Genomic DNA, 26701 nt, shown 5'->3' with positions numbered 1-26701 from the left:
TTAGGTCATATTACGCAAGAGCGGAGCGTGAATCCATTTTCTGTATCTCCAGCGCGTCGGCAGCTGTTACGCCGCCGTCGCCGTTGACATCAGCGTTTTTTCTGCCCTGTTCCGTGAGGTCGTATTTGTCGCGGTTGGCAATGAACTGCAATATCGCTACAGCGTCTGCCAGGCTCACTTTTTCGTCGCAGTTGGCGTCGCCCTTGGGCATGAACTGTTCGGTTACGGATGTATCCACAGCGGTATTGCGCTCCCAGCACTCCGGATAGTTTATCCTGATATATGCCATAGCGCTCATCACATCATAGAGGTCGCCGCTTATACCGTTAGAGTTGAGGTCGAATTCCTCATCGAGGAACTTGCGTATCTCTTTTGTGAGCTTTGTCTCATCAGCGGGAGTCTTTGCCCATATCTCTTTTTCGTACTGTTCAAGATATCTGTAGTCATCCTTGTCGATGACACCGTTTTTATTGATATCGGGCATATCAGCTGTGCCATTATCGACAGCTGAGCTCCACTCCTCATAGAACGAATTGAAGGTGTTTTCGTTGAAGCCGAGTTTAGTGGTCGTATAGCCGCGGCTGCCTGCGAACTGCTTGACAAAGCTGTAGAGATCTATCCTGTCGTATAACGGCAAGCCCTCACAGTTCGGACGCTCGTTAGTGTAGTATTCGGGAGTCGTATATATGAGTTTGAAATCGTTTCTCATGAAGAAAAGCTCTATCATGTTCTGGAAACCTATCCTTACAATGCCGTCGATACCCGCATTCTGCTGATAGCCCCAGCCATATAGGTTTTCGTACTCTCCGTTGACCATTTCAAGCTTTACGCAGTTCTTGAAGACAGTTTCGGTGATGCTGTCGGGGGAATTCGGATACTCCCTGTATTTGGTAAGATCAACAGTATCGGCATTGACGATAGCGTCATAATCTGCTCTGTAGACCTTATACATAAACTGGTATTCAACGTAGTCCTGCACATCGTGGAGGTCGAAAACTCCGTCGCCGTTGAGGTCATAAAGAGGGTCGAGGTCAGTAAAGAACTTATCTCTGATGGTGTTTAAAAGCGAATTGCGGCACCAGCCGACCTGTCCCTCGAATTTGTTGGCAAAGAGGTCGAAGCACTCAAAATCGTTGTAATAATCTACTTTAAAGTATTCGGGGCTGAGGGTATGTGTGAGGTGATAGCGGATAAGCAGGTCGGAATCCAGATGTGCGACCTGTATCGGAGAATAATACTTGCTCTTGCCGAAAAGCTCCTTATCGCGGATATCCTCTCTGTTTTCGAGGAATTCCCAAGCCTCATCCGAAATCGAGCTTCCGTCATATGAAATGATACGTTCTCTTGTGGACTCGGTAGTCGTTCCGTCGTCAGCTTCTTCGGGGTGTTCGATATAAAATCTGCGGGTCTCGTAGAAGAAGAGGAGCTCCGCATCACGCATATCGAGCTTGCCGTTGCGGTCGATATCAATGTCGATAAGACCGTTTTCTATCCTGTCGAACAACTCCTGTTCGGCAGGTCCGACATATTTTTCTTCCTCAGTATAGTATTTGCTGCCCAGACCGTATTTCTGTGCAGGGTCTTTGTATCCCGCATCCTCGGCGTAAACTCTGTTTGCGGTCATAGGTGTCAGCATAACAGCTGCTGACATTAAACTCAGTACTTTTTTCATGTCATAACTCCTTTCATCGGTCTGCATCTCAGTCGTAACAGGCTGAGCTGCGGTAGTTGGGTTAGCAGTTGTTTGTAAGGCAGCCGTGCCGCTGAACACTGTTTGCGAAGTTTCGGCAGCCTGCTTCTTCTGAGCAGTCGATACAGCTGTCTCAGCGACGACGGTTTTCATTGTCACGGCAGGTTGGGTCCGAGAGGATGAGCCTTCATCATTGACTGTGGTGGTACGGGTAGTTTTGGTGCTTCTGCTCGTTGCAGCCGTATCAGCATAGGAGGTAGAGCCGCTCTGAGGAGCTGTCTCCGTTTCGGCGGTAACGCTTTCGGTCACCACAGGGGACGAAGGGGCGGTACTGATATGCCTGTTCGGGACGTATTTGCCATTGCCGCCGAACATGAAGCCTGATACTCCGATAACGAGCAGGACTGCCGCCGCAGACAGAGCGAAGGTATAGTATCCGTGTTTTCTCGCGGGAACGTTTGCCTCATCAATGAGGTCGTCATCTATGTGGTTTATGCCCTCATAAAGCTTCAAGTCACTCATTGATATACCCCTCCTTCTGCAAATGTTCTTTCAGCTTTTTCCTCACACGGAAAAGATATGTAGCTACGGTTTTTTCGTTCATTCCGAAGAAGTCGGCGACCTCCTCGATAGACTCGGAGTACCAGTATCGGCGCACGAAAACCTTTCGGTACTTTTCGGGCTGAGCCCTGAGAAAACTGCTTATCTCAGCACCGAGCTGCTCGGCAGCGATGCTGTCCTCGATGCTTGAACCGTCAGCGATGCACTCTGACAGCTCATCCAGTGAAACAGCCATTTCGGAACTGCGCTTATCAGCGGTATTGCGCCTCAAAATGTTAAGGGCTGCATTCTTGACAAGTCTGCAAATATAGTTTTTCAGGCTCGCGGGGCGATTCGGAGGTATTGACCTCCATACGTCCATATAAGCGGAATTGACGCATTCCTCGCAGTCTTCCTGCTGAGAAAGAATGCCTCCTGCCACATGAAAGCACAGTCTCTCGTAGCTCTGCTTCATTTCGGATATAGCATTTTCATCTCTTTTCCATAACAGTTCAATGATAGATGCATCGTTCAAGGCTCAACCTCCTTTCTGAGGTCCTCTGACTATATAGACACCATTTATCGGAACACATTTCACTTTTTCCAAATTTATTCTTCTCCCGAATAAACATAGTCATTTTGGCATGGTTAAGCAGCGGGAGCAACAGTTCTTATTGCCATAAATGGCAAAACAAAGTTCAAGATAAATCTTCATGCACTTTGACAACCCAAAATCGGCTTTATCAGGCTGAAAAAAGATTATCCATTAATTCAATTATGCCATAAGAACAGCAAAAAATCAAGAAAAAAGGTCCTGCGATATCAGAGCAGTTTTTTCAAGTATTTGCTGTATACGCTTTGGCTATTGCCTGTGATACGTTTATTGTATTGGACAGAGCGGCATTCGTGTGTTATGATAAAAGCATAGAAACGACAAGGAGTGATACGATGAGAGTTAGAGTATATCAAATATTCTCGGAGCGAATGCGATGTTGCGCCGCTCATACGAACTGAAACAAATCAAAAAAGGATACAGGTGATAAATAATGAAGAATAACAGGTTAAAGTTTCTTTCCATACTTGCTGCTGCGGCTCTGTTCACAGGCTGCGGAGCATTAAACGAATCGAGCTCGTCTTCCGAGAGCAAGCCAGCCGCAACAACTTCCGAATCGACCGAGGCTGCCTCTGAGACAACAGAAGCTGCTGCGGAATCACAGACAGCGGAAGCTGTAGGAGCTCCCGAGAAGACGGACATCAACATCGGCTACCTCAACTCCACAGCTCATCTGCTCGCATTTGTAGCGCAGGAGGAGGGCTACTTCAAGGAGGAGGGGCTCAACGCAACGCTGACTCAGTTTTCGAGTGCAGCCGAGCTCATTAACGGTATCGAATCCGACAAGCTGGACGTTGCATTCATCGGCTCGGTCCCGACTCTGACCTTCCAGAGTCAGGGACATGAAGTCTCGATATTCGGCGGTGCGATGACTAACGGTCACGGCTACGTCATCAAATCCGAATTTACTGACAAGGACGAGGCAGGCGTGGAGGTCTTAAAGGGCAGAAACGTCGCCTCAGTCAAGAACAGCGTACAGGACGCCGAGCTCCAGATACTTCTGAAAAATGCGGATATCGAGATAGGCGAGGGTGACGACAAGGTCAACATCGTCTACTTTGACAGCCAGAAGGACGCATATGCGGCGCTGCTGAACAGCAGTATAGACGCGGCATCCGTTTACTCGCCGTATGCCTCGCTCGCTAAGTCGCAGGGCTACAAGGTGGTTTACTACTGCGCACACGAGGAAGCACTTAAAAACCAGCCATGCTGCCGTCAGGTAGCCAAAACAGCGGCACTCAGTGACAGACCGAATACGTACATAGCGCTTGAGCGCGCGTTTATCAAGGCATACCATTTCACTCAGACCGACCGCGACAAGACCATCAAGGACGTCAAGAAGTATATCGACATCGACGAGAACTTCATAGATACCGAGGTCTACGGCGGATACAGCGTATCGAGCCCCGACCCCGACAAGAAGGGCACTCTCACGCTGAAGGATACTATCATTGACCTCGGCTACACTAACGATTACGATATCGAGCCGCACTACAACACCGAAATATACAAAAAAGCCCTTGACAGCATAATAGCCGAAGGCACGGACGATATCTACAAATCACTGGAAGACCACTTCAACGAATTTGAATAACGCTCATTGTCGGACATCATCGCAGGCACATCGCTTGCGGTGATGTTCTGAGAGATATATGCAAAGTATGAAAAAAGTGTCCCCGATAACCGCAGATATGGGTCATCGGGGGCACATTGCATTATTATTTGCTTGGATTTGCAGCAAGTCCGTCAACGCTGTAAAAAGCGTATCTGATGTCCTCGCTCACAACTTTTAAGCTCTGCGGCGAAACGGTGAATTCGTAAGAACCTATAGACTGACTTTTACCGTTGTCAGGATTGTGGAGGAGAAGAGTGACCTTGAAATCACCTCTGTCGGTCTTGAAGTAGGTCGTATAGGATCTAAGTGCGGGAACAGTAAGGATCGAAGTCGTACGGTGCAGAGTCTCGTCGCCGTAAGTGATGATGTACTCCAGCGTGAATCTTCCCTTGCCGTTTACGGGGAAGGGAGTACGGAACGCGATACTGTCATCATCGGAGCTCTCATCGACGATGCAGCTCTCTGTCGGTGCGTCCTCGGGGGCGTCTGCGGAGACCACCTTGACCTTTATCTCAGCCTTGACATCGGGATTATCCACACTGTAAACAGTGACCACACACTCTCCGGCGCTCTTGGACGTTATCCAGCCCATATCGTCAACAGTAGCTATACTTGTATCAGAGCTCACCCACAGTTCGTCCTTGTTTGCGGCGGTGGCGGGGAGCATCGTAACGTACGAAATTGCTTTCTTGCCGAGCTCGATCTCAAACTCGGTAGCTGTGAGGTTTATCTTCCTCACCTTATTCGCGGGGAAGACCTTTACGCTGACATCAGCCTTGACGTCGAGGTTATCGGCGCTTCTTACGGTTATGGTGCATTCGCCCTCTCTGACAGCGGTGATATTTCCGTAGATATCGACAGTCGCGATCTTCGGGTCGCTCGACGACCATATCTCGTTCTTGTTGAGAGCTGTTTTCGGGAGCATCGTTACGTAGGAAATACCCATTTCGCCCACACTCAGCTCAATTGAAGTAACGCTCAGTTCTATTGCCGAAACGCGGCTGGCATCGAGGGTAGTTGCGGCAGTAGTGGTTGTCGGCTCTGTGGTCGAAGCGGCAGCAGTAGTCGCGGACTCCGCTGCTGTTGAAGCAGCAGTAGTCGCAGTCTCGGAAGATGTCGCAGTCGTTGTTGTATCGGCAGCGGACGTCGTTGCCGAGACGGAAGTCGTACCGCTCGTGACTGTTACCTCCACAGTCGCCTTTACATCGGGGTTGTTTGCACTTTGAACGGTTATCGTAGCTGTACCCGCGGATTTGGCGATGACCCAGCCAACGTTATCGACGATCGCGACGCTCTCGTCGCTGCTCGACCATATCTCGCGCTTGTCGGTGACTGTGGCAGGGAGCATGGTCACATTTGCCGAGAGCGCGCCCATTCCGACCTCAAGAGTGAATTCGGTGCGGTCGAGGCGTATCTCCTTCACCTTTTTCGTATCTGTGACCGTGAGTTCTACAGTAGCCTTAACATCGGGATTATTTGCGCTCACAACGGTAATGGTGCAGCTTCCCTCGCTCTTGCCCGTAACCCAGCCCTGAGAGTCAACGGTAGCCACTTTTTCGTCGCTGCTTATCCAAATCTCGCGCTTGTCGGAAGCAGTGAGCGGGAACATCGTGACGTTCGCGGAGAGCTTGTCCTCACCGACCTCAACGCTGCATTCCTTATTGCTGAGCCGTATCTCCGACACCTTGTCGGGGGCGGCGGCAGTGACGGTAGTAGAAGCGGGAGCTTCTGTTGTGGCAGCTGTTGTGGTCGAGGCGGTCGCGGGAGCCGATGAAGCGGTCGATGTTACAGCTGAGGCAGTCGTTGTGTTTGCAGGAGCGGTCGCAGTTGTAGAAGTCGTGGTCGCCGTACCTGTTTCCGACTGTTTCGGATCTGCAAGGTAAGCAGCTAAGTCCAGGTCTCCTCCGGTTGAGACATAGGAGTAGAAGCGGAGAACGTCAGAAGCGTCGGAGGAATCTATCTTTCCGTCCTTGTTGACATCCGCAGCCTCAGCACGCGAGCCTTTGAAGTATCCTTCCTGACTTGTCGAGAGCCTCGAATACTCAGCGAGTATTTCCGAAGCGTCCTTGGCGTCGACGGTGCTGTCGCCGCTGGTATCACCGAGAGCGAAGGTCACACCGCCGTCGTTTGCATAGGAGACGAGCCCTGTGCCCGTCGTGAGATTTGCAGCAGCCATCGCAAATGCGAGCAATACTGCCGTCAGATTCTTTCTTTTCATAGTCAATTCCCTCATCATTGATTTTGTTTCAAAAAAACGTACAGAAAAAATTATACATCTAAAATGTAAAAAAATCAATAGATTTTACGTATTGCAAGCGCATTTTCAGAGAATCGCACAAAAAAAGCACCCGCTTGTGCGCTTCCCTTAATGGAAAAAGCGGGTCACCGAGCCTCGAACTTGCGTTCTGAACTCAGTGACCCACGAAACTGCCCGAGGGAGCTCCCCTCTGCGGGTGCTTTTTAATCAGACTAAAGGCAACACCGCACAAAGCCCGCCTGAATGCTTTGTACTGGATATGCTTGCATATTTTCCGTCATCTTGCACAGAAATTCCTTGACATACGTCAGTATGCCTGCGGAATTTCTATACAATCTGACGAAAAATCTGTCGGCGCATCTCCAGCACAAGCTTTGTGCGGTATTGCCTTAAGTTGTTTTGGTGCGTTTTACAGACACCTTCGAGTTTGTAGTTACCCATACGTTGTCGTACTTGCAGGAGAATCTCGCATTCCAGCTGAACGAATCCGAAGTGATATTCGCATTCAGGAGGTCGATATCGACCATGATATCCTCGGGAGTCACCTCTGAGAGCACGTCCTCGGGACCCATTAACGTTATCTCGAGGCGCTGGCTCTGAACCTCGTACTTGTAGTTCGATGCGTCAGGCTCGTTGCTCGTATTGATGCGGCTCTTGTCGATTATCATCGGTTTCTCCACGAAGTCGGAGTCATTGAAGGTAACGGTTATCGCTTCGATGTTGGATACGTTCTCATAATCGGTACCCTCGAGCCTGCTGCTGAGCAGGAAGGTCTTGCTGAAGTCCTTCTTCAGCTCGCTGAGCGAGACCTTTCCGATATCGAGCTTGTCGGGTATCTCGGTCTGCGTGTTATTGCAGGCGAGGACAACCGAATCAGCCGAGAGGTTGAAGCGGATTATGCTTGTATCGAAGTTCTCGGGAGCATCGATTATCGAGACGAAGAGCTCAACTTCCTTCTGTGTGAGCACGGGCACCGTGATATCGAAGCGCGACTCACTGAACTTGAGCCCGCTCTGGTCGATGAGGGCGTTATCCTCGGTGTAGAGCTGGAGCTCCTCAGCGGAGACGACATAGGTTCTGTCGAGGCTGAGCTCCTTGTTTGCCACAGCATAGCACTTGGATATCTTGTCGAGCTGTGATGAAGGACCTGTTATGCGTATTACCGAGGGGTCGCAGGTCATATCGTTCTGGTCGACAGCCTTTCCCTCGACTACATGGACATTCGGCACCTTCGGAGCAACGTCGAATTCACGTGTATCTATTTTATCGAAGACGACGTTGGCGGTAGCAGGTTTCACGGACTTTATCTCATAGTTGATATTGCTCGCGCCCTTAATTTTGATAGTGAGGTTGCGCGAGCCCGCGCTCGAGACGGAATCGGCATCAATGTAAGCCTCAAGGTTCTCATTGTTGAGGTTGCCGACCTGGAGCTTGTTGCCGAGCAGTTCGACCGTCACCTCTTCAACATCCGAGGAGATGAAGCTGAGACCGTTGCTCTCCGCGACCGAGCCCGAAATATTGTGCGAGAGCGGGATATGCTCTATCGTCTTCTGGGAATCGGGGTACTGCGTGAGCGAGATTATCAGCCATACGAACACAGCGATTATGACCGAGAGTATCGCGAGTGCGAAGTTGCTCTGCATATGCTTTTCGCGGAATTCCTTGAGAAATCTCATTTATTCTTCCTCCTTTCAAATAAGGAGGAGATTTTTTTCTTGCGCTCTGTTCTCTCCTCACTTGCTGCGAAGAGCTCCTTTTCGAGCAGAGCCTTTAGCTTATCGCGTGTGAAGTCGCGGGTGAGCACACCGTTCATCGCGACGGATATCTGTCCTGTCTCTTCAGAAACGACGATGACGACAGCGTCGGAGTTCTCGCTCATGCCGATAGCGGCACGATGGCGCGAGCCGAGCTTCTTGTTGATAGCCGCATCATTCTGCGGTTTCGGCAGAAAGCACGCCGCCGCGAGTATCATACCGTCGCGCATTATCACAGCTCCGTCGTGGAGCGGGGTCTTGGGGTAGAAGATGTTCCCGAAGACCTCTTTGCTTGGGGTAGCATTGAGGATAGTGCCTGTCTCTATCTGTTCGCCGAGGCGAGTCTGGCGCTCACAGACTATGAGCGCGCCCGTACAGCTTGCCGAGAGCTCCACGCACGAGTCGCAAATCGCGTCGATGGCGGTCTCCCATCTCTGCTTGACGTCGCCCGAGAACGTACCGATGCCGAGGAGAGTAACTCCGAAGCGTGTGCGTCCGAATTTTTCGAGTGCGCGTCTCAGCTCGGGCTGGAAGAGGATTATCATCGCGATGAGACCGATGTCGAGAGCGTGACCGAGGATATATTTCATAACCTTCAGCTGGAAGAAGCTGCTGGCGAAATAAGCTGCTACAAGCAGGAGGATACCCTTTACGAGCTGACCTGCGCGGGTCTCGCGGATGAGCTTCATCAGAAGATAGATTATGTAAGCGAGAGCAGCGACGTCGACGATATCTCTCAGCTCTATCGTGCTGGTGAGGCTGAAGAACGCGTGCTGCATTTCATTGAACGAGGGCATCTTTCCACTTCCTTTCTTTTGCGGAGCCTGTCTTGGGCGAGCTCCTTTATTCTACATTTGGCAATTAATACCGATAAAAGCAGCGAAGCCGTCAGGCGGCCATTAAGGACACATTATATCTATGTACGTCCCCCGCGGAAACGAGGGACATCTCCTGCGGACATATCTCTCGCGTCCGCAGCGGCACACGCTGCCCATCATATATATTGTACCACAAATCGAGAATATTTCAATAGTTTTTTTGGATTATCACGTAATCATCACATACTTTTTATCAACTCGGCGAGCTTGTCGGCGTCCTCACCGCGGCTGAAATACGAAGGGGAGAACCGTACAGTGCCGTTTTCGGTGCCGAGAGCGGTATGTGCGAGTGCCGAGCACTGGTATCCTGCCCGCAGGCAGTACCCCTCCTCGGCGAGCCGTGCGGCGACATCGCCCGAGGTCATTCCCCTGATGTTGAAAGAAACTATCGGCACATAGCTCGCGGCAGGCGAGCGGTATACGGTTATGCGGCTGTCTCGGCTGAGCCCGCGCAGGAAGCGGCGGCAGACCGCGTCCTCATGGCGGCGGATATTGGCTATACCCGTCCGTTTTACGAAGCCGACCCCCGCCTTGAGCGACATTATGCCGATGACACCGACAGTGCCGCTCTCGAGGCTTTCGGGCGTGAGCTGGGGCTGACGCAGGCTCATCGAGTCAGTACCCGTGCCGCCCTGCATTATCGGAGCAACAGGGAAGCGCCCGTCCGTGACGAGCAGTCCCGTCCCCGTTATGCCGTAGAGCCCCTTGTGACCCGCCGTGCATAGGATGTTTATGCCGTCCGCGAGCTTCACGTCTATGACACCGCAAGCCTGAGCTCCGTCTGCGATGAAGCAGATATTGTGCTCGCGGCAGAGCCGTCCTATCCCGCGGAAGGGGAGTATCTGCCCCGTGACGTTGCTCGCGAGGGTGCATACTATCGCCTTTGTGTCGGGACGTATCAGTCTGCGAAAGCTTTCAAGCGTGCGCTCGTCCTCGGGGTAAACCTCTGCGACCGACAGCGTTATCCTGCCCTCGGCAGCGAGCTTTGCCGCGGGACGAGCCGAGGAATTGTGCTCAAGGCTGCTGATGATGAGGTGGCCGCCCTCTGCCATAATGCCCTGTATCGCCATATTCAGCGCGTGGGTACAGTTCATGGCAAAGACGGTATTTTCGGGCTCTGCACCGAAGAAGGAGGCTATCTCCTCACGTGCGGAGTACACCGCCTCGGAGGTCGCCGCCGCGAGCGCGTGCCCGCCTCTGCCCGCATTGCCGCCATAGTTGTCCATAGCCTCCCATACCGCTGCTTTTACGCAGTCGGGCTTGGGGTAGGTGGTAGCCGCGTTGTCGAAATTGACAGTCATGGCGAGCTGCCGTTTTCCCTCAGGACATACGGTATGCCGTACCTGTCAAGTATATGAGCGGCAGTGCGGCACTCCGCCCCGACGTGCAGGACGTACCCGCAGCCTGTACTGCGCCGCTTGATATCGCTCGGTATCCCCTTTGTCCTCAGCAGGCGTTCAGCCTTTTGCGCATAGGTGTAGGATGGCATCTCCAGAATACACTTGTTCATATTATCACCCCTGACGGGAGGCAGCGCTGTCGGTATTGCGGTACACCTCATTATATGCCGCGGACTCTCACATTGACATACCGCTGCCCTTATAGGGACGTCGCCTTGTGATAATTCACAGATTTCGGCTCGCAGATTTGTGCATCCATACGAAGTTTAAAGAAAACGCAAAATTTTTTCGTCTATTTACGGCTTGAAAGTCACTAATATATAGGCAGCACCGCACAGGGCTCATGCTGAAGAAACGAAAGCAGCTTCGGTGCAGCTCCGACAGGCAGTGGGAGGCGCGCAGTACTGCGGGCTAACAGCTCTGAGCAGGTCATGCTCAGGGAAAAAGGAGGATTATCAATGAAAAAGATACTTGCATTAATGTGTGGACTCGCGATGATATCGGGCTGCACAGCGTGTTCTGAAAAGGGCGGGAGCTCGGCAGTGCCCGTCAGCTCCGCCGAGCAGACGCTCTACAAGGAGGACAAACTGCCCGTCCCCGACGACTTCAACTACCCGAAGGCACTCATACCGACAGTTGACGGCAGGCTGATGTTCATCTACAACGATATGTACTTCGCCGACCGCGCAGTGCTGTACGATCCGCAGCTGAACATGGGCGAGAGCTTCGCCATTGAGCACGAAGAGGGTGAGGGGCTCTTGTTCTACGCGCTCTCCGATTCGGAGATAAAGGCGCTGAGCTCGCGTATTTCGGACAGCGAAACGGTGCTGTCGGTCAAGACATATTCGACGGACGGCAAGGTCACTTCGACAACGGAGCTCGGCGACCTCGGCGGGCGCCTCAGCATGAGCGACGTCCGCGTGGATCATGCCAGCTTCCGCGGAGATGACTGCCTCATCACCCTTGATAGCGCCGCAGTGATAGCCGACGGCAGCGGCAATGTGACGGACAGCTGCGACATCGACAGAGGCGCGAGCTACACCTTCGACCGTGACGGCGGCATAATTTGCAGTTTCGACAAATTCGCCACCCGCCTTGACAAGCTCCGCAAACCAAATGAGACGGAAATCTCCGAGAACCCTAACAGCTCGTCAATGCGAATAGCTCCAATTATGGGAGACGACCGCTATCCGGCGTATCTCATTCTCAACAACGGTGTCTACGGAATGAACGCAAAGGGTGAGAAGAAACTGCTTCTCAACTTCACAGCCTCGAATGTCAAGGCGTCGGAGATAATTGGTATCACGCCGTTTGGCGAGGGCAGATTCATAACCTGCACCGAAAGCGGGCTTCATCTGCTGACTGTCCGCCCCGACGACTATACAGATGACCGCGAGACAGTAATCGTCGGTATGCACAACCACGTCAACACGATGGAACTCGATATGGCGACCGACTTTGCAAGTCATTGCGACGGCTATCAGGCGGAGTTCCGCGAATACGAATACGGCAAGGACGACCTGTGGAGGGACATTCTCGCGGACGACTCGCCCGATGTCTATATCCCCTTCGACCACGGCGAGCTCTACAGGTACATTAATCTCGGAGCTCTCGCGGATTTCGGCGAGCTCCACGACAAATACGGCGGCATGAGCGAGGACGACTTCCTGCCGAATGTCGTCAGCGGAATGAAGTACAAGGGCAAGCTCTACTCGATGACGGGCTATTTCACGCCCCAGCTCAACATAGCCAAGCACGGCGTGCTCAGCCGCGAGCAGGCAAAGTGGGACTACGATGAATTCTACGACTTTGTGGCAGCTCAGCCCGCCGATATGTACCTCGCGGAGCACTACGTCATGGACACCCCCACGGATGTATTTACGTGGCTCTGCGGCGAGAACTGCGCCGACTGGATAGACTATGAAAAGGCGGAGTGCCGCTTTGATTCGCCCGAGTTCGTAAAGCTCCTTGAATTCTGCAAGAACGCAAACTGTATCGGCACCTACGGTGACAGCTACTACGCGAATATTACTGAGGAGCAAATGGCACTGGACGCGGGCGAGAACATGAATATGCTCGGAAACGAAAAGGCACTTTTCGGAAATATACTCGGCGGAGACAGGATTGATTCCTTTATGATGTCAGCCGCAGCTCACTCGATGTCCATAGACGATGCAACATTCATATCACCTCCGAATAACAGCCGCGGCGGGACGTTCAGAGTACAGGACGAATACTGCGTGCTGACGAGCGGAAAGTGTCAGCAGGGGGGCTGGGAGTTCGTGAACTATGCGCTGAGCTACGACGTGCTTTCCGACCCGTGGGGGCCGTGGGACTTCACCACGCGCAAGGACGCATTCGACTATATTTACAAAACCAAGTTTGATACGATGAATGCCGATGACAACAAGGTCTCATCGGCTGTGAACGGCTATCAATTCTCCTATTCCGATAACATAACACAGGAGCAGTTCGACTACATCAAAAGTGTCATACTCTCATGTGACAGGCTCGGCGTATGGGACGACAAACTCAGTCCGATACTCACCGAGGAGTTCGGCGTATATATCGCAGGCGAATCGACTGCGGAGCAGTGTGCCGAGCACATACAGAACCGCGTATCCCTCCTCCTCAGCGAGCAGTCGTAAGCACAACACAACAGAGACATTCGCTAAAGGCTGTACCTATACGGAATATTTATTGAGGGAGAACCCTTTTGAAAAAGGGTTCTCCCTCAAGGACGTTCCTTTAAAGAATGAGTTAGTCCTCTCTATCCAATATTTATACTTTATGATTACTTTTGTCTAAACATAATGATTTTTGCGTGTTTTACTTGTGTGGTTAATCGTTTCATATAGTTAGTACCGCACTTACGATACTGTTTGCAGGACTGTTTCTGCCTGTAATGCCATATTTACTGAGCTTTGCCGCCGGTGCAATGATATATGTGGTCGTTGAAGAACTGATACCCGAAATGTCCGAGGGCGAGCATTCAAACATTGGTGTTATCATGTTTTCGGTGGGATTTACGCTGATGATGATACTTGATGTTGCGCTCGGATAGCAAGGAAGTAAACTATCCTATACAAAAAATAGTGATAAAAAATTCGCCTGCATTTTTGCAGGCGAATTTTAATGAGGTGGTCTATATTCTATGGACTCAGGATCACTTTTTGATATTGAACGCACCCATACCGGGATAGCAGGCAGAAGCACCGAGCTGTTCCTCTATGCGGAGCAGCTGATTGTACTTAGCAACACGCTCGGAACGAGAGGGAGCGCCTGTCTTTATCTGGCAGGTGTTGAGCGCAACAGCGAGGTCAGCGATAGTAGTATCGGCTGTCTCGCCCGAACGGTGAGAGGATATTGCTGTGTATCCTGCCTTGTGAGCCATTTTGATAGCTTCGAGAGTCTCCGAGACAGAGCCTATCTGATTGAGTTTTATGAGGATCGAGTTGCCTGCACCGAGGGAGATACCCTTTGCAAGGCGTTCGGTGTTTGTTACAAAAAGATCATCGCCGACAAGCTGTACCTTGTGACCGATCTTTGCAGTCATCTTCTGCCAGCCCTCCCAGTCCTCTTCGTCGAGACCGTCCTCAATGGAGATTATCGGATACTTGTCAACGAGAGCCTCCCAGTGAGCGATGAGTTCATCGGAAGTGAATTCTTTTCCGCTCTTTGGCTGCTTATAGAAGCCCTTGCCCTTCTCGCTCTTCCATTCTGAGGAAGCGGCGTCCATAGCGATCATAAAGTCCTTACCGGGCTCGAATCCTGCTGCCTTTACAGCTTCGAGGATCTTCTCGATAGCTTCTTCGTCAGATGTGAGTTTGTTCGGAGCAAAACCGCCTTCGTCGCCGACTGCTGTGACATCGCCCATGTCCTTGATGAGCTTTTTCAGAGTGTGGAAGACCTCAGCGCACCAGCGCAGAGCCTCACTGAATGAAGGAGCACCAACAGGCATTATCATAAATTCCTGAGTATCGACAGCGCTGTCAGCGTGAGCTCCTCCGTTGAGAATGTTCATCATCGGAACAGGGAGCTTTGTGCCCTGAATACCGCCGAGGAAACGATAAAGCGGAATGTCGAGCGAAGCTGCGGCTGCTCTTGCACAGGCAATGGAGACAGCGAGGATAGCATTTGCGCCGAGGTTCGACTTGTCCTTTGTACCGTCAGCCTTTATCATAGCTGCGTCGATAGCGTAGATGTCGGAAGCGTCCATACCTGTGATAGCCTCGGCGATAACTGTGTTGATGTTCTCAACCGCCTTTGTTACGCCTTTTCCAAGATAACGTTCGCCGCCGTCACGGAGCTCGAGAGCCTCAAATTCTCCTGTTGAAGCGCCGCTCGGAGCAGTACCTCTTGCAACAGTTCCGTCTGCGAGGGTTATCTCAGCTTCGACAGTAGGATTTCCACGGGAGTCAAGTATTTCACGTCCCACAACTTTTTCGATTTCTAAATAGTCCATAGTCTTCTCCTGTTATTATATTTTAATGTGAATACTCACATTATTGACGCTTGCAGGCTCGTATATTCAGGATATTCGCACTTATCCTGTTATCTGAAAGGAGCCTGCAATAATGATATATTCTCTGTTAGTGTTTTCTAACACAATGATTATAGCATTATTCAGGGAGGATGTCAATTTGCAGATACAATATTTGTACAAACTAACAATTTTGCTGTTTTACTTTCGTTAGTTTAGTATAACCTCACGAAAATAAAGCATCTTCATTGACACCACGCATCGAAAGTGATACTATTATTGTGTTATAAAAAGCTAACGAGTAGGCGGTGAAAGCATGACGGAATACAGGCTGTTTCCTGATATTAGACTTTTTTATGGTTCGGACAGCCTTACGGAATACAGCGGAACGGAGATATGCTGCTGTACAAGCGGCATATGCGAATACAACATACGCGGCGAATACTACTACCTCACAGAAGGGAAATGCCTCATCACTGAGCGCTGTGAGGGGCAGTGTCAGGTCGTTCATTCGCCTGATTTCTGCGGTATATCGCTGCTTTTAGACTCAGGAGGCGATAGCGCAGGCGTTTCGGGGATACTTGACGTTTCAGGGATACTGAGCAGCACACAGCGGAAGTATACGCATATTTTCAGTGCGGACAGCAGAATGAAGGCGCTGTTTTCGGACATTACCGAGGAAGTCGGACGCTCGCGCACATCGGCTCTGAAAATAAAAGTTCTCGAGCTCCTTGTACTGCTCAGCGATCAGAGCTATCCTGAGATAAGGCACCGCAGCATACTGAAAAAGGCAGGCAGTTTCATCTGTCAGAGTGCCTTCACACATTACACTATCGCCGAGCTTTCTGAGCTTTCCGGTATAAATCCCACGGCGCTGAAAAAGGGCTTCAGTGAGTATTACTGCTGTTCGGTATACAGCTATGCGAAGAAGAACAAGATGTTCCGTGCTGCGAAGCTTCTCAGGGATACGGATATGAAGATCATCGACATTGCCGAGGAAGTAGGCTACTCGAACGCAAGCAAATTCTCATATGCGTTCCGTTCGGTGATGGGAGCCGCTCCGAAGCGCTTCCGAATGGAGCAGAACAAGGGTATCAGGCAGCAGGAATGCAGGAATATCTGCATTTCAAGCCATTAGCACCGTATATCAGCTTTCGGCTTTTTGGAGCGGAACAGACGTATCATATATGGTATCATAATATCAGCAAAGCTCATCTTCAAGATTATTTATGAGGTGATAATTATGATAAAAATGAAGGACATACCGTGGAAGCAGATCGGTCTTTTCGCAGGCGGCGTACTGTTCGGAACAGCAGGTATCCGCATACTTTCGAGCAAGGACGCAAAGAAGTGCTACACTCATGCAACGGCAGCTGTGCTGCGTGCAAAAACAGACGTTATGCAGACTGTTACAACGGTCCGCGAGAACTGCGATGACATACTCGCTGACGCAAAGGAGATCAACGAACAGAGAGCGCTGAAGGAAGAGGCTGACATTATCGCGGATGAATGTGAGGAAATAGCTGACGCAAGCGAAGAATAAGCAAAAAGCAGACCGCTCGGACGGTCTGTTTTTATAGGAGGACACAGATATGAAGTGTAAGATACTTCACGAATCAAAGGGGCGTATCCGTGTGCGCTTCTGTATGAAGCGTATGACGCTGAAGCAGGCTGATATTGCAGAATATTCACTGTATGCCGTATCAGGCGTGAAACGGGTACAGGTATTCGACCGCACCTGCGATGCTGTGATAGCATATAGCTGCCCGAGGGCTGAGATCATCAGTGCCCTCTCGCATTTCTCGTTCACCGATGAGAAAAATATATCTCTCGTTCCCGAGCATACAGGACGCGAGCTTAACCGTTGCTACGAAGACAAACTTGCAGGTCTCGTGCTGAAGCGGATAGTGAACAAGGTCATTGTACCGAAGCCGATACGTCAGGTCATAGCTGTATTCAAGGCGGCAAAGTACATCTGGCGCGGAATAAAATGTCTGCTCAAAGGAAAGCTTGAGGTCGCGGTGCTTGATGCAACAGCGATAGGAGTTTCACTCCTGCGCGGCGATTTCGATACCGCAGGCTCAGTTATGTTCCTGCTGAACGTGGGCGATATTCTCGATGAATGGACTCACAGGAAATCTGTCGATGACCTCGCGCGGACGATGTCGCTCGGTATCGAGCAGGTGTGGACGAAGACCACCGACGGTCAGGAGCTCCTGATGCCCGTGAACGAGATCAACAAGGACGATATGATAATCGTCAGGACAGGCTCGATGATACCTCTCGACGGAAAGGTCATCTTCGGTGACGCAATGGTGAATCAGGCTTCGATGACAGGTGAATCCGTACCTGTCCACAAGTCGGAGGGAGCGTATGTATACGCAGGAACGGTCGTCGAGGACGGCGAGTGTACCATCTGCGTTGAGAATACGGCAGGCGGCGGACGCTATGACCGAATCGTGAAGATGATAGAGGAATCGGAGAAGATGAAATCCGCCGCTGAAGACAGAGCATCACATCTCGCAGACAAGCTCGTTCCGTGGAGTCTCGGCGGAACTCTGCTGACGTGGCTGCTCACGCAGAATATCACGAAGGCACTTTCGATCCTTATGGTGGACTTCTCCTGCGCACTCAAGCTCGCAATGCCCATCTCGGTGCTTTCGGCGATGAGGGACTGCAGCCGTGCAGGCATCACAGTCAAGGGCGGACGCTTTATGGAAGCTGTTGCCGAGGCTGATACAATAGTATTCGACAAGACAGGAACGCTTACACATTCAAGCCCGAGAGTCGCCGAGGTCATCACCTTCGGCGGACGCGATGCGGACGAAATGCTGCGGCTCGCGGCTTGTCTTGAGGAGCACTATCCACATTCGATAGCAAATGCAGTTGTTTCCGAGGCAGAGAAGAAGGGACTTGTCCACGAGGAATTTCACTCGAAGGTCGAATACGTTGTCGCGCACGGAATATCGAGCACTGTTGACGGCGAGCGTGTACTCATCGGAAGCCATCATTTCATAATTGAGGATGAAAAGTGTGCTCCGCCGGACGAGCGTATCTTCCGTCATCTCCCGAAAGAGTATTCGCATCTTTATCTCGCTATCGGCGGCGAAGTCGCGGCAGTTATCTGCATCGAGGACCCTCTCCGTGCTGAGGCGGCAGACGTTATAAAGAAGCTTCACGAATCCGGTATCTCCCGTGTAGTTATGATGACCGGCGACAACGAGCGCACAGCTAAGGCGGTCGCAGAAAAGGTCGGCGTTGACGAATACCGCGCAGAGGTGCTGCCCGAGGACAAGGCAGCATTCATTCGTGCCGAGCACGAAGTCGGACGAAAGGTCATTATGATAGGCGACGGCGTGAATGATTCGCCTGCACTCAGCGAAGCCGACGCAGGTATAGCGATAAGCACAGGCGCAGCGATAGCGCGTGAGATAGCAGACATAACTATCTCAGCCGATAATCTGTATTCTCTCGTTGAGCTGAAACGTCTGAGCAGCGCGCTCATGGAGCGTATCGACTGGAATTACCGTACGATAATCGGCTTCAACGGAGCACTTATCGTACTCGGTGTGCTCGGAGTGCTCCCGCCTGCAACGTCAGCTCTCCTGCACAACGCATCGACGCTTGCGATAGGTCTGAGGAGTACGACCGAGCTGAAATAACCTGCTTTTTGTACAATAATAATACCGTAATATTGAATCGAAATAACGCCCCCTCCCGATGGTCACACGCAAGTGCAAGCTGTCGGGAGGACTTTTACTCTCATTTATAAATAATCATTGCTTCGTCTGTAGGAACTCTTTAAGCAGAAATGCGGTAAGGAATAATCATTATCCTAACAAAAATCTCCGAGGGAGTAGCTCCTCGGAGATATAATAAAACCGATGTTCGTTAGCAAACGTGGACTAAAAGTCTTTGGAAAGGGGCTCGGGGGGTGACTCCCCGCAGTGCGGGGAGATGTCGCGAAGCTACAGAGTGGACCGCCGCTGTTGGCGGAACCTTTCTTCAGAAAGGTTCCACCGATATATGTCCCGCATCGCTTCCGTACAGGTACAGCCTTTAGTGAATGTCTCTGTTTTCTGTTATTATCTGATCGGGAGCTCCGACTGCTTGTAGATACCCGCATCCACCTGCTGGATCACGAGAGCATCGTTCGCGGTCAGTCCGCCGACTCCGTCAACATCGCCATTTATTTTAGACTGCTCGCCAAGTCCGTATCTGTCTCTGTTGCCGATGTACTGGAGTATCGCGACCGCGTCCGCGACGGTAACTTTGCCGTCGAGGTTGACATCTCCGAGCATACCTGCCGCGATATTTGTTTCTGTAGACGCAGTGGTTGAAGTCTCGGTGACTGTAGCCGTGGTAGTAGTTGATGCAGTTGTAGTAGTTGTCGGTGCTGTAGCAGTGGTAGTGGTAGTAGTTGTAGTAGTCGTTGTTGTTGTTTCCGCCGACTGAGCGAGCTCGATGAACCAGTTCTGAGCGGCACTGCCGTCGATAGTCCACTCCTGTACGTTGCCGCCCTCTCTTTCGGCAGAGATACAGGAAGCGTCATTAGCTATCTTCGCGACGAGCTTATACGAGCCGTCGCTGTTTTTCACGGCTTTGAACTGCTGATTATCGCCGCCGTTGAGCGCATAGAGCTCGATATTGGTGCCGTCGGAGGTCTTTTTGCCGTTGATGTCGAGCGCGTAGGACGCTCCGTCGCCGAGCAGTGAAACGAAGGTATAGTACCCGTCTCCCGCGGCTTCCGCCCTGAACTGTGACTGAGCGCCGTTATAGCCGTTCTGCACAATATTTGTATTATTTGCGGGATTGGCGCTCTCCGCACCGAGGTACAGCCCGCTCTCGACGTTGCGCAGCACATATATCTGACCGTCCCGAAGCTCTGCGGCAGGCTGCGGGGTCACAACAGGCGCCGCAGTTGTAACAGTTTCGGAAGCAGCGGGAGCAGTTGTGACCGCAGGCTCTGTCGCATCGGGGATATCAATAACGGAGGTGTCGGGAGTGTTATTGAGCTTGACATTCGGTCTCTCAGGGAGAGCGGCATCGCTGCTGAGATAATAGCTCACGTGCGGAGGCTGATTGTAGCAGCTCTGCTCGCAGGCGACCTGTGCGCGGTATTGCATATCGTGCATAAAAGTGGTGAGGCGCACCTTCGTCGTGTCCGTGGTACACCAGATGCGAAGTTTCGAGTTGTCGCTCGTGCGGAGAATGAGTTCTTCTCGCCAGTCGCCGAACAGGTCGGCAGTGAGGCAGGGGACATTCTTCGAGCTGTTGTTTGCGGAGCAGTCCGCAGCGGTGAAGATGTTCTTATATGTGCCTGCGCCCGTCATCTTTGTGATCTTTGTACCGTCGAGGATCTCGCGTTCAAGGTCGCCGTCCCAGTAGATGAAGAAGTTCTGTGCGGGCTTGGAGCCAGCGATCTTCCTTCCGTTCGCATCGTAAACGTTGTTGTCGGCAGCTCCCCAGAATTCAGCCCCTTTATTGCCTGCCCAGACGTTGTCGGCGGCACATCTTCCGGTATCCTTTGCACCGTTGATATGGAAGAGACTCTTACCGGTTGCGGCGTCGTAGCAGGTCTCGCCGTACGGCTTGTCCTCGTGGCACTCCCACACCTCAAGCCCCTTGTTATCGGGAACAAGGTCGCCGACGTGCATGGCGTCGCCGTGTTTGTCGCCTGAGCACCAGAGCAGCTTGCCGTCATCGTCGATACAGGATGCTCCCGTCAGGACTTCCTGCTTGCCGTCGTTATCCACATCGGCAGCCATTACGTTGTGGTTGCCGTTGCCGAAGGCTCCGCCCTTGTTGCCGCTGTCGTATACCCAGCGCTTGACGAGCTTGCCGTCCCTGACGTCCACAGCCGACCAAGTGAGCCGCGTATAGTAGCCGCGCCCGTATACCGCAGAAGGGTGAACGCCGTCGAGGTAGGCGATACCGCTGTTCATGCGGTCGACGCGGTTGCCGTAGTTATCGCCCCATTCGCTGACCTTTCCGCGAGGAACGGGATAGTCTATGGTGTCGAGGCACTTGCCTGTCTGACCCTCGAACAGCGAGAGGTACTCGGGACCGTCGAGGATATATCCCTTGCCGTTGGCATAGTTTTTGCTGCCGTTGCCTATGACCTTGCCTGTACCGTCCTTAGTGCCGTCAGCGGTCTTTGTTATGAGTTCGGCTTTGCCGTCGCAGTCGAAATCGGCGACGCTCATCTGAGTGTAGTGCTGTCCCGCACGGATATTCTGTCCTATATCAATGCGCCAGAGCTGCTTTCCGCCGAGGGTATAGCAGTCGATATAGACCTTGTCGGTTTTGCCCTCCTGAGAGTTGTCCTTAGCGTTGGACGGGTCCCACTTGAGGAATATCTCATACTGTCCGTCGCCGTCCACGTCACCGACCGTGCAGTCGTTCGGCGAATACTGAGAGCCGGGACTGTTGAGCTTGATGTCGAAGTAGCTGCTGCCCGATGTGAACTTGCAGTTCTGCGAGTTCACGACCTTCCCGTCTTCAACGCAGTCAACACGGTACTTCGAGCTGGTGGAGCCGCTGTTGTCCTGATAGCAGGTAGCTTCGCCCGATCTGCTCGTATAGATGAGCTTATCGTCGCGGTAGAGCCTGAACTCCGCGCTGTCGGAGTCATTGGCGTTCCAGCGCCAGCTCACGAACATACCGCCGCCGTTTTTGACGGCGTAGATACCGCGGTCGAGGTACTCCATTATCGCCTTGCCGTTGCCTCCGACGCCATAAGCCGCATCAGCGCTGAGCGGAGCAGCGAGCGAGCCTCCGACGGAAGCCGCGACAGCTAACGAAGCGAGAGCAGCTGATAGTTTTCTTGCCTGTTTCATGATTCTGATCCCTCCTGAAAAAAATGTTGATTTCCACCGATTTACGTTTGCCTTAACACTATATTAACATTCGGTACATAATTTAGCAATGTACATTTTAATCATCAATTTGCAAATATATATCATTTTATATTTGACTTTCGTTACGATTTCTACTATAATTGTATATAAAGAGGATACAAAGGAGGGCGATCCCGTGCGAATAAATATGGTCGGCTGGAACTGGAAGCATCCCGAAGATTTCAAGATAGTCCGCCCGAACGGCGTTCACGGGATGCAGCTCATACTTGTCCGCTCGAAAGCGCGTATCGGAATGGGCGGAGAGACATACACGGTCGGAAAAACACCGTATTCATAGTTGAGAGCTGTTTCCCCCACGAATTATATGCCGACGGCGAAGAATATGCCGATGACTGGATAAGATTCGATATTGAGGACGGCGACGGTGATTTTCTCTCGGAGCTCGATATCCCTGCAAACACGCCGATACTGCTTGATTCCGACATAGTCTCGGAGCTGATAAGGCTCTGCACGGAGATATTCGATTCGGAAAAAGCAGAGAAAGACGAAACGCTGCGCAGTCTGATGAGGGCGATATTCCTACAGATAAAGAGCTGCTGTGACTCGGCGCGGCACGTCGGGAAAACGCACTACGACACCGAGCTCGACGCTCTGCGTCAGCAGATATACGACTCTCCCGACGCAGACTGGACAATACGGCTGTTAGCCGACAGACTGAGCCTGTCCGTGCCTCATTTTCAGCGCCTGTACAAACAGCGCTACGGCATTTCGTGTACCAAGGATATCCTTACGGGCAGAATGGAGCACGCAAAGCAGATGCTGATAAATACGGATAAGTCAGTAAGTGAGATAGCCGAGGAGTGCGGTTTCTCCGACTACGCACATTTTTCGCGGGTATTCGCGAAATACGCCTGTGTTTCGCCCGCTAAATTCAGGAAAGACAAGCATTGAATCGGATATCAGACAATGAAAGAAGCGCATCCCGAGCGAAGAGGGATGCGCTTTTTCGTCAGTATAAAGATAAGGAGCAGTTCTCCCGATATCGTCATCAGCAAGCCTGCCGCCGATCATTTGCTCACCGAGTGATTGAGCGTGCGCACCGCAGGCAGAGCCGCAAGCAGTGCTATGACGACATTAGCGGCTGCTGAGGCGGCGAGCGTGAGCGTACCTGCTGCCGCAGCATTCATATTGAGGATGAACCGCATTATCAGCTGATAGCCGACGACGCTCAGGAGAGTACCGCTGACAGCCGAGACCGACGAGAACAGCAGGCTTTCGAGCACTACGGTCCCCATGAGCTGTTTCCGCGTCATACCGACAGCTCTCATCATAAGGAGCTCGCGGCTGCGGTTGAGAGCGCTCGTGTTGATGGTGTTCATCATCGAGACAATACCGCAGAGCCATATCGACAGCATAAGAATGAGAGCTATCGTGACGATAGTTTTCACGAATTCGGTCAGTCCCGTGCCGCCCTTGTAGTCATCGTAGACATTATCCGTATAGAGCTCAAGAGCGTTTATGGCTTCTTTAGCGGCGGGATAGTGTTCGGCGTCCTTCACGAGAAGGTAAAAGTTCGCAGACATCGGCTTGCCGTCCTCCATGAGCTTCATAGCCTTGTTCATCGGCAGAAGTATGCTTGTACCGTAGTCAGCGTGAGCGATACCGCGTATCCTGACCTCCTCACCGTTATCTCCGACTAAGGTTATAGGCTCGGAGAGCTCGGTATAGCCGTAGCCGAAATTTCTACCGCCGTCGGGTCTTTGCTGCGGGAGTTTCAAAACGGCATCGCCCTTCTCGAAGTCCTCGAAGCTCACGCCGAGCAGCTCCGCGTAGGAGGTCTCGTCGCGCTCCTCATAGGGGATATTCATATCGCTGAGCCCCTTATATCCTGTCTCGAACTCATTTTTATCGACAGTATAGAGATTAACGGGGTAAATATCGCCCGCACCGTTTTCCTTCATGGGCGCTCCGTCATCGCCGAGCTTTTTTATCTCTTCTTCCGAGAGCACGATACTGCCGTGGCAGTTATAGTGCGAGGACTTGAAATTCCCGCTGTCCATGAGCGTTTTCTGAACTGTATCGACGTCTGAGGCGCTCAGATAGATGTAGAAGTCGGATGTAGGCTCGCCGATGTAATCCTTGACCTCGCCGTAGAGCGTGATGCCGAGCTGCAAACAGAGCGTGAATATCAGCACGCCGAGTGCCATAGCGACGGAGGAGATGATGAAGCGGCGCTTGGTGCGGAAGATGTTCTTGAACGTATAGCGTATCATGAAGCGTTTCGAGCCGAGGCTGAGCTTCGACTTCTTTTCCTTCGGCTTGCGCCCTGACTTCTTCTTCGTCTTTGGCTTGCCGTAGCTGAGAGCCTCTGCGGGCGTGAGCTTTCTTGACGCCCACATCGCTGAGGTGTAGGTGGAGATGAAAACGCCTGTCAGGCAGAGCAGGGTACAAATGAGCACAGTCAGTGGGCTGACATAGAATTCAAAGGTATCGAAGCCGACGCTTCTGAATGAATGGAAGACGTACCTGCACGCGAGTGTCGAGGAGACGATGCCGAGCGGCAGCGCAGTCAGCGCGTAGAACAGCCCCTCCGTGAAAACGAGGGTGGCGAGCTGCGCCTTTGAAGCTCCCATGATACGCAGTGCCGCGAACTGCACGCTTCTCTCCTGCACGGATATCTCGAAGGCGTTGTCGATGATGAAACGCGAGAAGAACCACACTATAAGGAGCAGTATCAGATAAGCGCCGATATACGGCACAGCCTTGCCGATACCGTCGATACTGCGGAACGAAGTCAGCAGATATGGCGTATTGAGTTCTATGCTGTAGCCGTGCATAGCGAATCTGAAATCGTCGTAGGCGTCGTCGTCCGTGAAGCCGAGGTCTTTGAGCAGCAGCTCCATATCGTACTCGAATGAGGCGTTCTGATTTGTGAGAACGAAGCAGCTGCCGCCGCTCTCGCAGCTGAAAGGGAGCTGTGAATCCTTCAGCGGCGAGAGGTCAACGTTTGAATCAAGTGCAGTAATGAGCCACATCGACGACGATTCAGGTGAAGTATAGTCGAAAGCCGCGATCTTCGCAGTTATTGTGATGGGAGAGCTTGTTTCGCGGTCATTCAGGTCAAAGCTGTCCATATCCGAGTACGTGTCGATAAGGCTTATCAGGCTCTTTTTGATGAGCCTTCTGCCGTTTCGCTCGGAATTGTCAGCCTCCTCGCCGTCGATGATGTAGTAGAACTCGTCCGATTTTGCGTTCTGTTCGGCGAGTGTCCTGCGAACGGAGAGCATCGGCTCGGAGTTCTCGTCGAGGGTGCCCATTTCGGGGGTTATCGTCATGGTTATCGTATCCCCGACCTCATAGCCCGCCTTTTCTATCCACCGCGGAGCAACTATCAGGTCCGAATCGAGCTTATCGGCATAAAGTGCGCTCGGGGTATAGGAGTTTTTGAATTTGAGGTTGCCGACACGGCTCGTTCGCATCACGGATGTTACACGTTTGGTCGTGCCGTTGTCGAGCTCGATATCGAAGAATCCTACGGGCTCACTCGGTTTCTGCGTAAAGCCGAAGTTATACCTGTCGGCAACGTAGATGTCGCACTTATCCACAGCGACATGATGGGATATTATCTCAGCCGCCTCGGGGACGGACTTCACGGTCTCGGAGCGCCCGTCCCTTATGGCATCGAGCACGCCTGAGAGATTAGCCTCCCACTCGCCGTTTTCCTCGGCTACGGTGTTGCGCACCGAGCGTATCGTGCTCGAGGTGTAGACGAGGAAGGTATTCAGCACGAACACCGACAGCGTGACGCTGAGGAACATCAGAGCCGTGCGGAGCTTCTGCCGCGTGACGTATTTGAGAGCAAGTCTGAAAAGGTGTTTCATCTCAGAGTCCCCTCGCTTTCGGTGAGGACGCCGTCCTGCATACGGAAAATGCGGTCAGCCTGAGCCGCGATGGAAAGGTCATGCGTGATGAGTATTAGTGTCTGTGCATACTTTTTTATCGAGCTTTTGAGTATCTCTATCATCTCGCGTGAGTTTTTGCTGTCGAGGTTTCCCGTCGGCTCGTCCGCGAGGATAAGTTCGGGCTTGTGAATCAGCGCACGCGCGAACGCAACTCTCTGCTGCTGTCCGCCCGAGAGCTCGCTCGGGTAGTTCCTGCGCTTGGACTTGAGCCCCGTGAGCTCGAGCAGCTCCTCGAGATAAGCCATATCGGGCTCGGTGCTGTCGAGATTGAGCGGGAGCACGATATTCTCCTCCACATTGAGCACGGGGATGAGGTTGTAGCTCTGGAATATGAATCCGATAGAGCGCCGCCTGTAGGTCGAGAGCTCGTTGTCCGACTTCCTTGTTATCTCGTCGCCGTTGAAGAATACCTTGCCCGACGTCGGCTTGTCGAGCGAGCCGATGACGTTGAGGAGAGTAGTCTTACCGCTTCCGCTCTCGCCCGTAACGGCGACGAATTCGCCGCGCCCGACCTCCAGCGACACATTGTCGAGCGCCATGACCTTAGTCTCGCCCTCACCGTACTGTTTAAAAAGCGAATCGGTTTTGATGATAATATTGTTGTCCATAAACAGACCTCCTTTCTTTATGAGGTCATTGTAGCACAGTA

General features: G+C 52.0%; 18 protein-coding genes and 1 pseudogene. 8 read left to right on the top strand and 11 right to left on the bottom strand.

All coding sequences use genetic code 11. From position 1 onward, the window contains the following. Positions 1 to 10: 10 nt before the first annotated feature. On the bottom strand, positions 11 to 2212 hold the full coding sequence (locus BMX22_RS16825) for a dockerin type I repeat-containing protein (protein ID WP_074741774.1): 2202 nt from the start codon (positions 2210 to 2212) through the stop codon (positions 11 to 13). After that, complete coding sequence (locus tag BMX22_RS07035; RefSeq protein ID WP_074741773.1) at positions 2205 to 2765, bottom strand: RNA polymerase sigma factor; 561 nt, start codon at positions 2763 to 2765, stop codon at positions 2205 to 2207. The genes BMX22_RS16825 and BMX22_RS07035 overlap by 8 nt, the downstream gene beginning before the upstream one ends. 511 nt (positions 2766 to 3276) lie before the next feature. On the opposite strand from BMX22_RS07035, the gene BMX22_RS07030 reads away from it, so the two are divergent. Continuing rightward, positions 3277 to 4437 carry an ABC transporter substrate-binding protein gene (locus tag BMX22_RS07030; RefSeq protein WP_074741772.1) on the top strand — a complete coding sequence of 387 codons (1161 nt, stop codon included), beginning with the start codon at positions 3277 to 3279 and terminating at the stop codon, positions 4435 to 4437. A gap of 124 nt (positions 4438 to 4561) precedes the next feature. On the opposite strand, the gene BMX22_RS07025 is transcribed toward BMX22_RS07030, so the two are convergent. The 5 genes from BMX22_RS07025 to BMX22_RS07005 all read right to left on the bottom strand — a co-directional run bounded on the left by BMX22_RS07025 (position 4562) and on the right by BMX22_RS07005 (position 10857). After that, positions 4562 to 6676: an Ig-like domain-containing protein gene (locus tag BMX22_RS07025; RefSeq protein ID WP_074741771.1), complete on the bottom strand. Its 2115-nt coding sequence runs from the start codon at positions 6674 to 6676 to the stop codon at positions 4562 to 4564. Between the two features lie 428 nt (positions 6677 to 7104). Beyond that, a complete protein-coding gene (locus BMX22_RS07020; RefSeq protein ID WP_074741770.1) occupies positions 7105 to 8391 on the bottom strand; it encodes a YbbR-like domain-containing protein in 1287 nt (428 codons plus the stop codon). Then, positions 8388 to 9266 carry a diadenylate cyclase CdaA gene (gene cdaA / locus BMX22_RS07015; protein WP_074741769.1) on the bottom strand — a complete coding sequence of 293 codons (879 nt, stop codon included), beginning with the start codon at positions 9264 to 9266 and terminating at the stop codon, positions 8388 to 8390. The genes BMX22_RS07020 and cdaA overlap by 4 nt, the downstream gene beginning before the upstream one ends. Positions 9267 to 9526: 260 nt before the next feature. Beyond that, positions 9527 to 10648, bottom strand: coding sequence for an aminotransferase class V-fold PLP-dependent enzyme (locus tag BMX22_RS07010; protein ID WP_074741768.1), 1122 nt, complete (start codon positions 10646 to 10648; stop codon positions 9527 to 9529). Further along, positions 10645 to 10857, bottom strand: coding sequence for a DUF3343 domain-containing protein (locus BMX22_RS07005; RefSeq protein WP_074741767.1), 213 nt, complete (start codon positions 10855 to 10857; stop codon positions 10645 to 10647). The genes BMX22_RS07010 and BMX22_RS07005 overlap by 4 nt, the downstream gene beginning before the upstream one ends. 348 nt (positions 10858 to 11205) lie before the next feature. Here BMX22_RS07005 and BMX22_RS07000 point away from each other — a divergent pair, with 348 nt between their 5' ends. Then, positions 11206 to 13395 (top strand): hypothetical protein, encoded by a 2190-nt coding sequence (locus BMX22_RS07000; RefSeq protein WP_074741766.1) that lies wholly within the window; start codon positions 11206 to 11208, stop codon positions 13393 to 13395. Positions 13396 to 13616: 221 nt separating this feature from the next. Next, a pseudogene (locus BMX22_RS06995) lies at positions 13617 to 13811 on the top strand (ZIP family metal transporter); the annotation flags it as partial. A gap of 102 nt (positions 13812 to 13913) precedes the next feature. Here BMX22_RS06995 and eno read toward each other — a convergent pair. Then, positions 13914 to 15212, bottom strand: a complete 1299-nt coding sequence (eno, locus tag BMX22_RS06990; protein WP_074741765.1) for a phosphopyruvate hydratase — start codon at positions 15210 to 15212, stop codon at positions 13914 to 13916. 334 nt (positions 15213 to 15546) lie between these two features. On the opposite strand from eno, the gene BMX22_RS06985 reads away from it, so the two are divergent. The 3 genes from BMX22_RS06985 to BMX22_RS06975 all read left to right on the top strand — a co-directional run bounded on the left by BMX22_RS06985 (position 15547) and on the right by BMX22_RS06975 (position 18892). Beyond that, positions 15547 to 16368, top strand: coding sequence for a helix-turn-helix domain-containing protein (locus BMX22_RS06985; RefSeq protein ID WP_074741764.1), 822 nt, complete (start codon positions 15547 to 15549; stop codon positions 16366 to 16368). A gap of 114 nt (positions 16369 to 16482) precedes the next feature. Continuing rightward, the gene (locus BMX22_RS06980) at positions 16483 to 16773 is read left to right on the top strand and encodes a DUF6110 family protein (RefSeq protein ID WP_413777957.1); all 291 of its coding nucleotides are present in this window, start codon (positions 16483 to 16485) and stop codon (positions 16771 to 16773) included. Positions 16774 to 16822: 49 nt separating this feature from the next. Beyond that, positions 16823 to 18892, top strand: a complete 2070-nt coding sequence (locus tag BMX22_RS06975; RefSeq protein WP_074741763.1) for a heavy metal translocating P-type ATPase — start codon at positions 16823 to 16825, stop codon at positions 18890 to 18892. A gap of 423 nt (positions 18893 to 19315) precedes the next feature. On the opposite strand, the gene BMX22_RS06970 is transcribed toward BMX22_RS06975, so the two are convergent. Then, positions 19316 to 22069 carry an RICIN domain-containing protein gene (locus BMX22_RS06970; RefSeq protein WP_081349116.1) on the bottom strand — a complete coding sequence of 918 codons (2754 nt, stop codon included), beginning with the start codon at positions 22067 to 22069 and terminating at the stop codon, positions 19316 to 19318. Between the two features lie 196 nt (positions 22070 to 22265). Between BMX22_RS06970 and BMX22_RS16820 the strand changes: the two genes are divergently transcribed. Beyond that, on the top strand, positions 22266 to 22427 hold the full coding sequence (locus tag BMX22_RS16820) for a hypothetical protein (RefSeq protein WP_318259704.1): 162 nt from the start codon (positions 22266 to 22268) through the stop codon (positions 22425 to 22427). Between the two features lie 227 nt (positions 22428 to 22654). Next, positions 22655 to 23041, top strand: a complete 387-nt coding sequence (locus tag BMX22_RS16815) for a helix-turn-helix domain-containing protein (RefSeq protein WP_318259703.1) — start codon at positions 22655 to 22657, stop codon at positions 23039 to 23041. 116 nt (positions 23042 to 23157) lie between these two features. On the opposite strand, the gene BMX22_RS06960 is transcribed toward BMX22_RS16815, so the two are convergent. Next, positions 23158 to 25971, bottom strand: coding sequence for an ABC transporter permease (locus tag BMX22_RS06960; protein ID WP_074741761.1), 2814 nt, complete (start codon positions 25969 to 25971; stop codon positions 23158 to 23160). Next, the gene (locus BMX22_RS06955; RefSeq protein WP_074741760.1) at positions 25968 to 26660 is read right to left on the bottom strand and encodes an ABC transporter ATP-binding protein; all 693 of its coding nucleotides are present in this window, start codon (positions 26658 to 26660) and stop codon (positions 25968 to 25970) included. The genes BMX22_RS06960 and BMX22_RS06955 overlap by 4 nt, the downstream gene beginning before the upstream one ends. Positions 26661 to 26701 lie beyond the last annotated feature (41 nt).

Origin of the sequence: Ruminococcus sp. YRD2003 (assembly GCA_900109435.1) — a bacterium.
In the GTDB taxonomy this organism is placed as follows: domain Bacteria; phylum Bacillota; class Clostridia; order Oscillospirales; family Ruminococcaceae; genus Ruminococcus; species Ruminococcus flavefaciens_G.
This window is presented reverse-complemented; position numbering and strand designations above follow the sequence as displayed.

Excerpts from the sequence above, each read along its gene's own strand:
- BMX22_RS16825 (WP_074741774.1), bottom strand. The coding sequence starts at position 2,212 with ATGAGTGACTTGAAGCTTTATGAGGGCATAAACCACATAGATGACGAC.
- BMX22_RS07030 (WP_074741772.1), top strand. The coding sequence starts at position 3,277 with ATGAAGAATAACAGGTTAAAGTTTCTTTCCATACTTGCTGCTGCGGCT.
- BMX22_RS07025 (WP_074741771.1), bottom strand. The coding sequence starts at position 6,676 with ATGAAAAGAAAGAATCTGACGGCAGTATTGCTCGCATTTGCGATGGCT.
- BMX22_RS07020 (WP_074741770.1), bottom strand. The coding sequence starts at position 8,391 with ATGAGATTTCTCAAGGAATTCCGCGAAAAGCATATGCAGAGCAACTTC.
- cdaA (WP_074741769.1), bottom strand. The coding sequence starts at position 9,266 with ATGCCCTCGTTCAATGAAATGCAGCACGCGTTCTTCAGCCTCACCAGC.
- BMX22_RS07010 (WP_074741768.1), bottom strand. The coding sequence starts at position 10,648 with ATGACTGTCAATTTCGACAACGCGGCTACCACCTACCCCAAGCCCGAC.
- BMX22_RS07005 (WP_074741767.1), bottom strand. The coding sequence starts at position 10,857 with ATGAACAAGTGTATTCTGGAGATGCCATCCTACACCTATGCGCAAAAG.
- BMX22_RS07000 (WP_074741766.1), top strand. The coding sequence starts at position 11,206 with ATGAAAAAGATACTTGCATTAATGTGTGGACTCGCGATGATATCGGGC.
- eno (WP_074741765.1), bottom strand. The coding sequence starts at position 15,212 with ATGGACTATTTAGAAATCGAAAAAGTTGTGGGACGTGAAATACTTGAC.
- BMX22_RS06985 (WP_074741764.1), top strand. The coding sequence starts at position 15,547 with ATGACGGAATACAGGCTGTTTCCTGATATTAGACTTTTTTATGGTTCG.
- BMX22_RS06980 (WP_413777957.1), top strand. The coding sequence starts at position 16,483 with ATGAAGGACATACCGTGGAAGCAGATCGGTCTTTTCGCAGGCGGCGTA.
- BMX22_RS06975 (WP_074741763.1), top strand. The coding sequence starts at position 16,823 with ATGAAGTGTAAGATACTTCACGAATCAAAGGGGCGTATCCGTGTGCGC.
- BMX22_RS06970 (WP_081349116.1), bottom strand. The coding sequence starts at position 22,069 with ATGAAACAGGCAAGAAAACTATCAGCTGCTCTCGCTTCGTTAGCTGTC.
- BMX22_RS16815 (WP_318259703.1), top strand. The coding sequence starts at position 22,655 with ATGAGGGCGATATTCCTACAGATAAAGAGCTGCTGTGACTCGGCGCGG.
- BMX22_RS06960 (WP_074741761.1), bottom strand. The coding sequence starts at position 25,971 with ATGAAACACCTTTTCAGACTTGCTCTCAAATACGTCACGCGGCAGAAG.
- BMX22_RS06955 (WP_074741760.1), bottom strand. The coding sequence starts at position 26,660 with ATGGACAACAATATTATCATCAAAACCGATTCGCTTTTTAAACAGTAC.